The organism is Streptomyces sp. NPDC041970 (assembly GCF_055588985.1).
In genome coordinates this window covers 76,105-89,881 of the sequence record NZ_JBVJCD010000023.1, presented here as the reverse complement: position 1 = coordinate 89,881, position 13,777 = coordinate 76,105, and the positions used below count along the sequence as shown (strand labels likewise).

4 protein-coding genes are annotated in these 13,777 nt (G+C 75.1%); 1 reads left to right on the top strand and 3 read right to left on the bottom strand.

Annotation, left to right across the window (positions count from 1 at the left end):
- Positions 1 to 186: 186 nt before the first annotated feature.
- Positions 187 to 1,416, top strand: coding sequence for a cytochrome P450 family protein (locus tag ACZ6EJ_RS14380; RefSeq protein ID WP_469267232.1), 1,230 nt, complete (start codon positions 187 to 189; stop codon positions 1,414 to 1,416).
- 54 nt (positions 1,417 to 1,470) lie between these two features.
- Here ACZ6EJ_RS14380 and ACZ6EJ_RS14375 read toward each other — a convergent pair whose 3' ends face one another.
- Genes ACZ6EJ_RS14375 through ACZ6EJ_RS14365 form a run of 3 tightly spaced genes read right to left on the bottom strand, consistent with a single transcriptional unit; the run spans position 1,471 to position 13,676 of the window.
- Positions 1,471 to 2,550 carry an alpha/beta hydrolase gene (locus tag ACZ6EJ_RS14375; RefSeq protein WP_469267231.1) on the bottom strand — a complete coding sequence of 360 codons (1,080 nt, stop codon included), beginning with the start codon at positions 2,548 to 2,550 and terminating at the stop codon, positions 1,471 to 1,473.
- Complete coding sequence (locus ACZ6EJ_RS14370) at positions 2,547 to 4,904, bottom strand: thioester reductase domain-containing protein (protein WP_469267230.1); 2,358 nt, start codon at positions 4,902 to 4,904, stop codon at positions 2,547 to 2,549. The genes ACZ6EJ_RS14375 and ACZ6EJ_RS14370 overlap by 4 nt, the downstream gene beginning before the upstream one ends.
- Before the next feature lie 54 nt (positions 4,905 to 4,958).
- Positions 4,959 to 13,676 (bottom strand): SDR family NAD(P)-dependent oxidoreductase, encoded by an 8,718-nt coding sequence (locus ACZ6EJ_RS14365; protein ID WP_469267228.1) that lies wholly within the window; start codon positions 13,674 to 13,676, stop codon positions 4,959 to 4,961.
- Positions 13,677 to 13,777: the final 101 nt, after the last annotated feature.

The following is a 13,777-nucleotide window of genomic DNA, read 5'->3' as shown; positions in this document are numbered from 1 at the left end:
AGACGAGCGACCACCCTCCGATGGGGGGGGGCGCCTCCTATCCCCCCCCCCCCCCCCCCGCGCCGGCCGGATCGCGCCTCCCCGCGCCCGGCCGGCGCAAGGGCGGACCCGACCGTCCGCAGGAGGGGGAAGCCTGCTCCCTCCGGTGCCCGTGCCAGGCCCGACCGAGCGGAATGGACGATGGACATGACGGGTTGCCCCTACATCCTGGACGTCACCGGAAGCGACCTGGCCGGTGAGGGGGCGATGCTGCGCGAGCGGGGCCCGGCCGTCCAGGTCGAGCTGCCCGGCGGAGTCCTCGCCTGGGCCGTCGTCCGCACGGACCAGGTGAAGCGGCTGCTGACCGATCCGCGGGTGTCGCGGGACGCGGGGCGGCACTGGCCGGCGTTCGCCGAGGGGCGCGTCACCGAGGACTGGCCGCTGTACCCGTGGGTGGCCAACGAGAACATGTTCTTCACGTACGGCGAGCGGCACGCCCGGCTGCGGCGCCTGGTGGCGGGAGCCTTCACCGTACGGCGGACCGAGGAGCTGCGGCCCCGCGTCGAGCACGTCGTCACCGAGCTGCTGGACGATCTGGGGTCAGGGCCGGCCGGAGAGGTGGTCGACCTGCGGTCCCGGTTCGCGGAAGCGCTGTCCATGCGGGTGATCTGCGAACTGTTCGGTGTCGCGGAGGACCGCAGGGACGCTCTGTGCGCCGCGACGCAAACGGTGTTCAGCACCTCGGGCACGGCGGCGGAGATGGCCGCGGCCCAGACGACGGTGTTCGCCCTGCTCACCGAACTGGTCACCGCCAGGTCGCAGGCTCCCGGGGCCGATCTCACCTCCGCCCTGATCGACGTGCGCGACCGGGGCGAAAGGCTGAGCGAGGAGGAGCTGCTGGGGACGCTCTACCTCATGATCGCGGCAGGGCGGGAGTCCACGGCCACCCTGGTCACCAACGCCCTCGGCGCGCTGCTGACCCGTCCCGAGCAGGTGGAACACGCGCGTACCGGCCGCGCGCGGTGGGACGACGTCGTCGCCGAGACCATGCGGACCCACAATCCCGGAGCCTTCTCCCCGATGCGCTTCGCCGTGGAGGACATCGACCTGGACGGCGTCCTCATCAAGAAGGGGGACCCCATCCTCGTCTCGTTCGCCGCGGGCGGGCTCGACCCGGAGCAGCACGGTGAGGACGCCGCCGTGTTCGACGTCCTGCGGGGCGGGCGGCACGACAACCTGGGGTTCGGGTACGGCGTTCACCGCTGTCTGGGCGCCCCGCTGGCGACCCTGGAGACCGGCATCGCCCTGGCCGCGTTCTTCGAGCGGTTCCCGGACGCGGCGCCGGACGTGCCGGTGGACAGGTTGCGGCCGCTGGGCTCCTTCATCCTCAACGGGTACGGCACGCTCCCGGTCGTCCTGCGGCCCGCCGGTTCCTGAGGCCGCCGCCGTACGGCGGCGGCCCCCGATCGTCCTGACGGAGTGCGGGCTCCGTCAGCCGAGTTCGTCGAGGAAGTCCAGGATGTGCCCGAACACGTCCAGTGCCGCGCCCCGCCCGACGAACGCGTCGAAGTGGCCGTAGCCGGGGATCTCCGCGTAGCGCACGTCCAGTTGCGGCTGCCGGGCGGTCAGGACCTCGTGGCAGAGCTTCTGGGAGTCCAGCCACATGCCGTTCTCGCTGCCGGAGATCAGCAGCACGGGGCAGTCGATCCGGTCGGCGCGGTCCAGGGCGTTCTCGGGCAGGGCCCGGTAGCGGTCGTCGCCGTGGTTCCAGCGCACCACGCTGCGGGCCAGGGCGACCCGCCGCAGATGCGGCAGTATCCACAGCGGCGCGGGGCCGAGGAGCTGGGCCAGCCGGTCGTGGGTGGCGTCGGACAGGTTGTCGTGCACGTACAGCGAAGCGCCCACGCCCCAGGCCGAGTTGCACAGGATCTGACAGGTCGGATCGGGGCAGTCGGCCCCTCGGGACGCCAGGGCGAACAGCGGGGTGTAGCGCGACCAGAAGCCGACCTTGCGGAAGTCCACCGGGATGTGGTCGAAGCGGGAGCGGAACAGCTCGCCTGCCATCGTCATCTTCAGCGAGGTCCGGGCGGCCAGCTTGGGCGTCAGGAACACCCCTTGCGCCACCACCCCCGCGAGCCCTGGCACCAGACCGGCGGCCATGCTCATCGACAGCGAGAGCGCGCCGATGCAGTGCGCCACGGCGAACAGCGGCCGGTCGCCGATCTCCCGGCGGACGTGCGCCACGGCCGTCGGGATGTCGTACAGGGCGACGTCGTCGTACGTGTACCGGTGGCCGGTCTCGTTCCACGGCAGCCGGCAGCTCCCCCGCCAGTCGAGCAGCCACGGTTCGTACCCCCCGTCGAGCAGCGCTTCCACCAGGTTGCGGGTCTCGGGCAGCAGGAACATGTCCGAGGAGGCCGTGTGGCCGTGCAGGAGCAGCACCGCGGGCCGGTCCGCGGGGCCGGGGGCGCGGACCCGGGTGAGCCCCAGTCGCAGGCCGTCGCCCGCCCTGAAGGGGATCTCCTCGATCTCCGCGCCGTCGAGGCGCGCGTACAGGGGCCGCAGGGTCATCGCTTGCGCTCCGTCAGGGTCGGGTTACGGCGTAGGTCGAGCAGGTCCGCGCCGGCCCGGGCGAACGGGCCGATCATCCCGCGGCCGATCTCCAGGCCGAACCAGGCGAGCCAGGTCATCTTCGCGAGCCGCTTCTCCTGGCCGGAGAGGCGTGGATCGACCCGGATGCCGTCGACCTGTTCCCGCAGGTAGCTGTCGCCGGGTACGACGATCTCGCCCCGCACCGTCGCCGGCTCGCCCTCGCGGCCGAGTTCCACGCTCAGCGCGCGGGCCTGCCGCCACACGTCGCGCCGCGCCCGGGCGAACTTCCTGCCCTCCAGCCACCACAGCCCGCCCTCGCCGTCGCGCAGCCGCAACCGGTAGCGCAGCAGCGGATGGCGCAGCCCGTGGTCCAGCGGGATGCCCTCCTCGGGGCGGACCCAGATGTCGCCCTGCTCGACGACGAGGGGGTCGGGGTGCAGCAGTGGGCAGGAGACGCGGCCCTGGACGTCCACCCTGCGCTCCTCGGCCAACTGGTACATGCCGGCGATGGAGAGCGTGAACGACGCCGAGCAGGGGGTGCTCGCGGGACCGCCGACCGGGCCGAGGCTCCCCTCCATCGTCTCGGTGAACCACAGGTAGGGCGGGTCGGTCCGCTCCGGGAGCCGGGCGAGGCCGCTCCGGGCCAGTCTCTGGAAGGTCTTCAACTGCTCCTGCATCCCGTAGCGGGTCGAGGGCGGCAGGTCGTGCGCGGCCACGAACGCGTCGGTGCGTTCCGCGGTGGCCGGCGGCGCCGTCAAGGACGCCTCGCACAGCTTCGACGCGGTGGGGCTCGCCAGGACCCGCGCCAGGAAGTCGAGTTCGGGGACCGGTTCGCCGCGGAGGCGGGTCAGGACGTCGCTCCGCCACTCCTGCCAGCCCTGGACGCGGACGTTCATGCCGCTGAGCCTCATGTCGTGGACGACGTCCGCGAGGGAGTTCGGCGTACCGCTGAGGTTGTAGTTGTACCCCCAGGCGCCGGGTTCGCAGATGGCGGCCACCGCCACCCGGCTCACCCAGTCCACCGGGGCCGCGTTGAGATAGCTGAAGGCGGGCACCGTGCGGAACCGGCTGAACACCGCCATCATGCCGCTGCTGAGGTCCTGGGGGTTGCTGGCCCCGGTGCCGGTGTGCCCGCCGATGCCGCCGGGCCGCAGCAGCGTGACGACCAGCCCGTGCTCGCGGGCCCGCCGCAGCACGGCCTCGGCGGCCCACTTCGTCTTGTCGTACCCGGCTTCCAGGGCGTCGATGTGGGCGACGGGGTCGTCCTCGCCCATGGACTCGATGCCGATCTCGTTGAAGACCGCGACGGAGGAGATGTGGTGCAGGGGCTTCGGCCGTCCGGCGGCCGCCAGTTCCGCGAGCGTCAGCGGCCCGATGACATTGCTCTGCCGCAAGGAGGGGTAGCCGCGCAGGAAGTCGACCGCCGCGGCCACGCTCACGACGGAGTCCAGCTCGTCGGCCAGCGCCTCCCAGCGCGCCTCGGGCAGCCCGAGGCGCGGGCTGCGGATGTCGCCGGGCAGGACCGTCACCCGTCGGCGGACCTCTCCGGACCACGGCAGGGCGAAGCTCTTGAGGGCCGCGCCCAGGCGTCGGACGCCCTCCTCCTCGTCGGCCGCGCGGACCAGGCAGTGGACATGGGCGTCGCTGTGCCGCAGCAGGTCCAGGAGCATATGGCCGCCGAGGAAGCCGGTCGCCCCGGTGAGCAGGACCTTGCGGGGCGCGGTGGGCTCGGGCCGGCGGACGAAGGGGAGGCCGTCCGCGCGGGCCAGGTCGGCGAGGATCAGCTCCAGGTCCTCGGCGCCGGCAGCCGGCGCGGGAAGGGGGAGGGCCGCGGCGGACGCTCCGGCCGACGCCGGCGGCGAGGCCGGCCCGGCGCTCTCCTCCGCGTCCGCGGGTGCGGCCGGCCGTGCGCGTTCGGCGAGGCGGCGGGGCCTGGCGTCGGCGAACACGTCGTCGAGGGTGAGTCGCAGACCGAGGTCCCGCGACAGTTTCGCCACGAGCGCCACCGCGTCGACCGACGTGCCGCCGACGTCGAAGAAGTCGGTGTCGGGTCCCATCGCGGCACCCGGCAGCAGGTGGGCCGCCGCGGCGGTGATGGCCTCGGCCAGCCGCTCCGTCTCCCCGGCCGGCGCCCCCGCGCCCGCGGTCTCCTCCGGGGGATCCGCTGCCGCCGTGCCACCGGGCGCCGCGGTCCTCTCCGGGGCCGCCCGGCGGACCTTGGCCAGCAGGTCGGACACGCTGAGCGGGCCGCCGCCGCGCTCGACCGCCTCGTCGGTCCGCTCCCGCCCGGTGCCGGGGCGGCTCTCCGCCGCGTCCTCGTTCGGTTGCCCCATGGTCTGCCCCTCACGCTGGTGTGCCTCTGACTGTCCGACCGGCCCTCCGCCGGGTCACCGCTGCCAGGACCGGAAAGCCCTCAGCCGCTCCGGGGAGGTCTCGGCCACGATGCTCCGGTCGTCCGGCGCGCCTCCGCCGAGCGCCGCGATCAACCGCCGCGCCGGTACGTTGCGGGGGGTGTGCTCCGCCGTCAGCCGTACGGTGGTGCAGCCGAGCGTCTCGGCCCGGTCGGCCAGCCACTGCAGCAGCCGCTCCTCCACCCCTCGGCCGAGCACCCGGCAACTGAGCAGCCAGCCCAGGACGTCCAGGCGCGCGCCGTCGTGGCGCAGCGCCAGCAGACCGATCTGGCCGTAGTCGCCGAACCGGTCGCGGGCCGCGGCGGTCCAGACCTCCCCCCGCTCCCGCCACCGTTCGAGGTCGCCTCCGTCGGCCGACCGCTGCCGCAGGGTGAACTGGTTGGTGCGCCGCACGAGTTGGGCCGCCCGGGGGGCATCCCGCTCTCCCAGGGGACGGATGTCGAGCCGCAGTTCCAGGTGTTCGAGGAATTCCTCGAATCCGGCCTGCTCCCGAGCCGCGTCGCGGGCCCGCTCCTGCTGGTAGAACTCCGCCCGCGCCCCGTCCTCCGCCGTGACCGCGACGGGCACCAGGGGCCACAGCCTGGCCAGGAACGCTTCGAGCTCGTCCGCGGGCGGGCAGGTCACGGAGAGCACTTCGGGCAGCGCGGACCGCATGGCGGCGATCTCCGCCGGGTTGTCGTCGAGGAAGAGGAAGCCGTCCGTACCGAGGTTGAGGGCTTTCGCCGCCGCCTCCAACCGGTCGGGCTTGCGGCCCCATCCGGCGTCCAGCACGCTGAAGTGCTCCGGGCGAAGGACGCTGTCCGGCCGCTCCAGCGCGGCCCGCACGGTGTCCTCGTCGTTGTTGCTGATCAGGACGAGCAGGGTCCCGGCGGCCCGCCAGCGCAGGAGCCTGCGGGCCAGGGCCTCGCGAGCGCCGCCGAAGCCCACGCCCTCCGGTCCGCTCTCCCCCGCCACCCCGCTCCACAGCGTCTCGTCGCCGTCCACCGCGATCACCTTGGGCGGGGTGCGGCGGACCGCCGCGGCGATCTCGGCCAGGGTGAGGGCGACGGCCGCCTGGAACTCGGGGGTGAAGGGCAGGTGGGCCAGTTCGTCGGTGCGGTCGTCGAAGCGGTTCTCGACGGCGTGGTGCCGGGTCCAGTCGTCGGGGCCCACGACCGCGATGCCGGGCAGGCGCGACACCTCGGCGGCGACGTCCCGCTCCCATCTCCCGTAACGGTCCTCGCTCCGTGCGGACGGCAGGAACCCGACGACCAGCGGCAGACGGGTCCGCTCGGCCAGGGCGCGCAGGGCGGCCGGGTAGGCGGTGCGCAGTTCGGCGAGCAGCGCGTCGCTCACCGGCCCGAACCGTTCCAGGTCGACCGCCCGCAGCAGGACGGCGCCGAGGTCCCGCGAGGCGTCGGCGAAGACTCCGGACGGGTCCTTCATGCTCGCCAGGACGTGGTGGTAGGGCGCTTCGGCGATCCGGGGCGGGACGCCGCGGGGGTCCTCGTCCGCGTCGGCGGCCAGGGCCGCCGCGCACAGCAGGGGCAGATCGCCCAGCGCGAAGGTGGCCGCGAGGGCGAGCTCGCGGGGCCTCCCGGGCGGCGCCGGGACGGCGGTGCGGGCGGGCGGGCCCGCTGCGGCCGCCGCTTCCATGTCCGCCGTCTCCGTGCCCGGTTCCGCCGCCGTGGCCGCCCGCGTGTCCGTGTCCGCCGTCGGGGGCGAGGGGCGGGCCGGGGCGGCCGGGTCGTCGGCGGCTTCGCGGAGCAGGTGGAGGAAGTCGGCGGCGAGCCCGGCGCAGGCCGTCCCGTCGATGATGTCCAGGTTGTGGTCGAAGCGGACCGATCCGGCGTCCGGCGTCATGATGATCATGAGGTCGAGGTCGGAGTGGCCCGTTCCCGCGGGCAGGATCTCCAGGCGTTCCAGTCCGGCCGAGGAGCGGATGTAGTTGAAGTAGACCTCGACCATGGGCGCGTTGTCCCGGTGCAGCCCCTGGGCGGCGAGCGCCGCCAGGGTGTCGGAGAACATGGCGCCCTTCGCGAGCACCCGGTCGAGCCGGCTGTCGGTGCGGCGCAGCACCTCCTCGATCCGCTCCCCCGCCCTGGCCTGGGCGGGGAACGGCACCGGCACGCCGAAGAAGCCGACCGCGTCGGGGGCGTCGACATGGATGCGGGTGTCCACCGGGACGGCCAGGACGAACCGGTCGCGCTGCTGCTTGCGGGCGAGCAGCACCGTCAGGACGCCCAGGCAGAAGGCGGCCGAGGTGATGCCCAGTCGCCGCGCCCGCGACGACACGCGGTCCATGAGTCCTTCGGGTATCGCCGCGGTGAGGCTGCCCGCCCGGAACGACCGTACGGCCGGGCGGGGGTGGGTGAGCGTCAGGTCCAGGCGGCGGCTTCCGGCGAACTCCTCCTCCCGGCCGTCCGGACCGGCGGCGTCGCGCGGGGAGCGTCCGGCCGCGTCGTACGCGGGCTGTGCGACCGCGGTCTGCGCCTCCAGCAGCAGGTCGATGTCGCGGTTGGAGACCAGGTCTCCGAGGGGCCTCCCGCTCAGTTCGGCGTCGATCTCGGCGGCGACGATCAGCAGCGACTGCAGGTCGCTGACCGCGTGGTGGGCGCCGAGGAGCAGCGTCTGCCCCGCCTGGGCGCGGTCGACCAGTTCGCACCGCCACAGGGGCGCGGCCGCCAGGTCGAAGGGCGTGGCCAGCAGTTCGCCCAGGCGGCGTCCGGCGTCCCATGCCGCGTCGGGCGCCAGGTCGGTCCACCGCAGCGGGTGCCGGCCCGGTGCGCGTTCGATCTTCATCCGCCGCTCGGAGCCGGCGCCGTCGACGATCGCCGTGCGCAGCGCGGCGTGCCGTCCCGCCAGGCGCGTGAGGATGTCCGTGAGCCGGGCGCGGGTGGTCGGCTCGGTGAGCCGGAAGGCGAGGCCGATGGTGTGGGCCGCGCTCGGGGTGCCGTGCTGGGCTGCGCGCAGGAGCCGGACCACGTCGCGGGTGGCCGGCCTCAGCTCGACGTCGGGCGTCTCGGGGCCGGTGTCCGGCGCTCGTGCGCCGGGGGCGGGTTCCGGGGCGTCGTCCCGTGCCGCCAGGGCGGTGTGCACCTCCTGCGCGAGAGCGCGGAGGTCCGACGCCGAGAACACGGCGGACGCGGGCAGTTCCACACCGGCGTCGCGGCCGAGGGTGTTGCGCAGCCGGACGATCATCAGGGAGTCCAGGCCCAGTTCCTTCAGCCCCCCGTCCGGGGAGACCTCGTCGGCGCCGCGCCCCGTCAACTCGGCGACGCTCGCGCGTACATGGGCTTCGATGAGGTCGATCCGCTCCTTCTCCGTCGGGGCGGCCCGCACCTGGCCGAGCAGTCCGGTGGCGGTCCTGGTCGCGGCGGGGGCGGTGAGGAGGCCGTGCAGGAGCGGGCGGCCGCGCACCGCTTCCGGGTCGCGTGCGAGGGCGTCGCGGTCGAGGGCGAGGGGCGCGAGCTGGCGGCGGGCGCTGGAGCGCACCCGGTCGAACAGCTCGCCGCCCTGGTGCGGGGTGAAGGGGACGAGTCCTGATCCGCTGGTGGCGGCGGTCCGCTTCGCCGAGTCCGCGACCAGGCCGACCTCCGCCCAGGTGCCCCAGTCGAGGCTGAGGGCGGGCCGGCCCGTGAGGGAGAGGTGGTGTGCCCAGGCGTCCATGAAGGCGTTCGCCGCGCAGTAGGGGCTCTGCCCGGCCGATCCGAGGAGGCCGGCGGCGGAGGAGAACAGGACGAGCGACCGCGCCTCGGGCACCAGTTCCGTGAGCAGGACGGTGCCGAGCACCTTGGGGGCCAGCACCCGCCGGACGCGTTCGGGTGTCAGGTGGCGCAGGGTGGCGTCGTCGAGCACGCCCGCGGTGTGGACGACGCCGGTGACCGGGCCGCAGTCCGCGCGCAGCGCGTCGAGGGCGGTCCGCAGACCGTCGCGGTCGGCGACGTCGGCCCGTACGAGCCGGACGGCGGTCCCCCTCTCCCGGAGCCCTTCGATCCACCGCGCCGCGGCGGCGTCGGGTGCGCTGCGGCTCAACAGGGCGATCGTGTCCGCCCCTTGGGCCGCGAGGCGTTCGGCGACGATTCTGCCGAGACCGCCCAGGCCGCCGGTGACCAGGTGCGTTCCGCCGGTGCGCGTGCCGGGGCCCTTGCGGTCCGGGCCGGTGTGGGCCAGGCGCGGCACGAGGCGGCCGGTGTCGCGCAGGGCGACGAGGCGTTCGTCGTCCGCGTGCCGGAGCTGGGTCCACAGCGCGTCCTCGCCTCCGTGGGGCGGGAGGTCGACGAGCGTGGCGCCCAGCTCCGGGTGCTCCTGGGCCACCGCGGCGCCGAAGCCCCAGCCGATCGCCTGCTGGGGGTTGGTGACCTCCGTGCTGTCCCGTGCGGCCTGGCTGCCGCGGGTCACCAGGAAGAGGCGCGGGGGGTGGTCGCGGGGGTGCTCGCAGAGCGCCCGTACCAGGTTCAGGGTGCTGACGCAGCAGAGCAGTGCGGCCTCGGCCGCCGTCTCGGCCGTGTCGACGGCGGGGGCGTCCAGTCCGAAGAGCTGGACCACGCGCTGCGGCGGTTCCCCGGCGAAGGCGTCGTCGAGGAGCCGCGCGAGGTGGTGGGGGTCGCGGGGGTCGACGGTGTAGTGCCCGGGCGCTTCGACGGCGTACGCGTCGCCCTTGCGGGCGATGACGTGGGGGGTGGCGCCGAGGCGGCGGGCGAGGTCGTCGGCCACGCCCGTGTCGTCGGCCAGGATCAGCCAGCTTCCGCGGGCGGGCTGCCGCCGTGCGGCCGGCCGGGGCTGCCAGCGCACCTCGAAGAGCGCTCCGTCCAGCGTGGAGGGGGCGGCGAGCTGGACGCCCTCGATCTCCAGGAGCAGTCGTTCGTCCTCGTCGAAGAGGCGTACGTCCAGGGTGACGGCGTCCTCGTCCGCTCCGCGCAGCCGGCAGGCCGACCAGACGGGTGCGGTGCGCAGGCCGGTGAGGCGCAGGCGGCCGGCCCCGCGCGGCACGAGGGCCCGGTCCGTGAGGGCGTCGCCGGCCAGGGCGGCGGTGTGCAGGGCCGCGTCGATGAGCACGGGGTGCAGCAGATGCCCGGCGCGGGGTGTCCTCGCCAGTCTTCCCAGCGCCGCCGAGGGTCCGCTCCAGCCTTGCTCCACCCTGCGGAAGGACGGGCCGTAGTCGATGCCGAGGGCCGCGAGGGCGGTGTAGGCCCCGGCCACGTCGGCCGGTTCGGTGCAGTGTTCCCGCAGGGCGGCGGGGGTCAGGGCCGGGACGTGCGCGGGCTCGTCCGCGACGGGGACGGGGGCGGCGCGGCCGCCGACGTGCCGGACCCAGGGCGCCCGCCGGTCCCCGGCCGGGCGGGCGGCGATGGCGAAGTGCCGGACGCCGTGGTCGTCGGCGGGTTGCAGGACCAGTTGGAGCTGGACGGGGAGGTCGGCCGCCAACGGGAGCGGCCGTTCGAACGCGATGTCGCTCAGGTGGACCTCCGGCGTCCTGCCGAGCGAGGACACCGCTTCGAGCGCCATCTCCAGGAAGGCGGCGGCGGGCAGCCAGACGGTCCCGTCGACCCGGTGGTCGGACAGGTAGGAGAAGCGCCCCTCGCGCAGGTCCACGCGGGTGTCGAAGAGGTGCCGGTCCGGTGTGTCGCTGGACTCCACGTGGACGTCGACGAGCGGCGTCCCGTGGCGTCCGCCGGGCCCCGGCGCCGCGGCGTCGGTCCAGTGGCGCCGTTCGTCCCACGCGTACGTCGGCAGGTCCGCCCACGTTCCGTCGGGCACGAGCCGCGTCCACCTGATCGTCCCGCCCGCGACGTGCAGTTCGGCGGCGGCCCGGTCCAGGCTGTCGGGTCCGTCCTCGCCGCGTTGCAGGGAGCCGACGGCGAGCAGGTCGTGGCCGCCGTCCTCGGCGACGGTCCGGGTGGCGGCGAGCAGCGCCGGGTGCGGGCTCAGCTCGACGAAGCGGCGGTAGCCGTCGGCGGCCATCCGCTCGACGGTGTCGGCGTAGCGGACGGGTTCGCGCAGGTTGCGGTACCAGTACCCGGCGTCCAGCGACGTGTCGGAGACGGGGCCGGCCAGGACCGTGGAGTACCAGGCGACGTCCGTGGGCCGGGTGGTGATGCCCTCCAGGTCCTCCAGGAGCGCGGCGCGCACGGGTTCGACCCGCGCGCTGTGGGAGGCGTAGTCGATGGACACCCTCCGGGCGAAGACGCGTTCGTCCTCCAGCTCGGCGAGCAGGGCCTCCAGCGGCTCCACGTCTCCGGCCACCACGGTGGACGTGCCGCTGTTGACCGCGGCGACGGACAACCGCCCGCCCCACGCCGCCAGCCGTGCCTCGACGTCGGCACGGGCCAGGGCGACCACGGCCATCCCGCCCGTTCCGGCGATCGCGGTGAGGGCCTGGGCGCGCAACGCGACCACGGCGGCGGCGTCGTTGAGGCTGAGGGCGCCGGCGACGCAGGCGGCGGCGGCCTCGCCCTGGCTGTGGCCCACCACGGCGTCGGGCCGCACTCCGCGGGACCGCCAGACCGCGGCGAGCGCCACCATGACGGCGAAGAGCGTCGGTTGGACGACGTCGACGCGGTCCGGGGTCGGTGCTCCGGCGTCGCCGCGGAGCACCGCGAGGACGGACCATCCGGTGTGCGGGCGCAGGGCCGCGTCGCAGCGGTCGATCTCGTCGGCGAACAGCGGCGACCGGTCGAGCAGGTCGCGGGCCATCCCGGCCCACTGGCTGCCCTGGCCGGGGAAGACGAAGGCCGTTCCGCCCCCGGTGCGGGCCTGCCGGGGTCCGACGACCAGGTCCGGCGCCGCCCGTCCGGCGGCCAGGGCGCGCAGGCCGTCCAGCAGCTCCTCCCGGTTCCGGGCGACGATCACGGCGCGGTGCTCGAAGTGGGTACGGCGGTGGGCCAGGGTGCGGGCGAGGGCGGGCGCCGGCAGTCGGGGGTCGGCCGTCAGCGCGTCGAGGAGCCGGTCCGCCTGCCGGTGCAGCGCGGGCAGGGTGCGGGCCGAGAGGGGGAACAGCGCGGCGGGCCGCTCCGGGGCCTCCGGTCCGTCGTCGGGCGGCGTCGGGAGGGGTGCTTCCTCGAGGACGACATGGGCGTTGGTGCCGCTGATGCCGAAGGCGCTCACCCCCGCGCGGCGGATCCGGGGGCCGCGCGGCCAGGGCCGTGTGCCGGTGCACAGTTCGAGGCCGCCGCCCGCCCAGTCGACCAGCGGAGTCGGGGTCCGGGCGTGCAGTGAGGCGGGGATGCGGCCGTGCCGCAGCGCCAGCACCGTCTTGATGACGCCGGCGATCCCCGCCGCCGCCTGGGTGTGGCCGAGGTTCGACTTGATCGATCCGACGGCGAGCGGACGGTCGGCGGGGCGGTCGGGGCCGAAGACCCGCGCCAGGGCCGAGCCCTCGATGGGGTCGCCCAGGGGGGTGCCGGTGCCGTGCGCCTCGACGTGGTCGATGTCGCCGGGCCGCAGGCCCGCGGCCGCCAGGGCCGCACGCACCACGCGTTCCTGTGCGGGGCCGCTGGGGGCGCTGAGGCCCTGGCTGCGCCCGTCCTGGTTGACGGCGGAGCCTCTGAGCACCGCGAGGACCCGGTCGCCGTCGCGGCGGGCCTCGCTCAGCCGTTTGAGCAGCACCAGGCCGCAGCCCTCGCCCCACACCACGCCGTCGGCGTCGTGGGCGAAGGGCCGGCATCGGCCGGACGCCGACAGCCCGCGGAGCCTGCTGAACTCGATGTGGCTCCGCGGGCTGACCATCAGCGTCGCACCGCCGGCGAGGGCGAGGTCGCAGGAGCCGGCGAGCAGCGCCTGGGCGGCCAGGTGCAGGGCGACGAGCGAGGAGGAGCACGCGGTGTCGACGGTGATGGCCGGGCCCTGGAGGCCGAGTTGGTAGGCGATCCGGCCGGAGGCCACGCTGGACACCGTGCCGGTGCCGACGTAGCCGTCCAGTTGTTCCATCCCCGCCGCGCCCAGATAGCCGCTCTGGTACAGGCCGATGTAGACGCCGGTGGCGCTGCCGTTCAGGGACTCGGGCAGGATGCCGGCGCGTTCGATCGCCTCCCAACCGGTCTGCAGCAGCAGCCGCTGCTGGGGGTCCATGGCGGCCGCTTCCCGTGCCGGGATGCCGAAGAACTCGGCGTCGAAGCGGTCGATGCCGTCGAGGAATCCGCCGCGCAGCGAGTACGCCTTGCCGGGGGCGTCCGGGTCGGGGTCGTGGAGCGCCTCGGTGTCCCAGCGGTCGCCGGGGGCGTCGGTGACGGCGTCCTGCCCGGCGGTCAGCAGCCGCCACAGCTCCTGCGGGTCGTCCGCGCCGGGGAAGCGGCAGGCCATCGAGATGATCGCCACCGCGTCGGCCTCCCGCGCGGCCCCCGCCGCAAGCCCTTCGGGCGCGGCCGCCCGAGGAGGGAGGCCGGGCCCGCGGGACGCGGCCGCACCGGCGATCGAGGCGACGGTGGGGTGGTCGTAGACGAGCGTCGGGTCCAGGGGTCTGCCGAGCGCGGCGGAGAGGCGTACGCCCAGCTCCGCCAACTGCCTCGATCCGAGCCCGAAGTCGGCCATCGGCCGGTCGCGGTCGATCTGCCCCGTCGCGAGTTGGGCCGCGGCGGCGACGGCCCGCGTGAGCCACGCCTCGATCCGGTCGGGCCCGGCGTCGGCGAGGGGGTGTGCCGCCGTGTCGGCGGCGGTGTCGGACAGCGTGTCCGGGGGCGGTGCGGCCGGGGAACCGGCGGGCTTCTTGGCAGGCATGGGGCAACCGTCTCCGCGGGTTCGGTCCGGGTGTCTTCTTCGCGCTCCGCCGGGTGGGCCGCGGCCTTGGGCCCTCTCCGGCTTCCGTGGCGGGCAGGGGC

Bases quoted from the DNA above. Each gene is read 5' to 3' on its own strand.
- ACZ6EJ_RS14365 (WP_469267228.1), bottom strand. From the start codon at position 13,676: ATGCCTGCCAAGAAGCCCGCCGGTTCCCCGGCCGCACCGCCCCCGGAC.
- ACZ6EJ_RS14380 (WP_469267232.1), top strand. From the start codon at position 187: ATGACGGGTTGCCCCTACATCCTGGACGTCACCGGAAGCGACCTGGCC.
- ACZ6EJ_RS14370 (WP_469267230.1), bottom strand. From the start codon at position 4,904: ATGGGGCAACCGAACGAGGACGCGGCGGAGAGCCGCCCCGGCACCGGG.
- ACZ6EJ_RS14375 (WP_469267231.1), bottom strand. From the start codon at position 2,550: ATGACCCTGCGGCCCCTGTACGCGCGCCTCGACGGCGCGGAGATCGAG.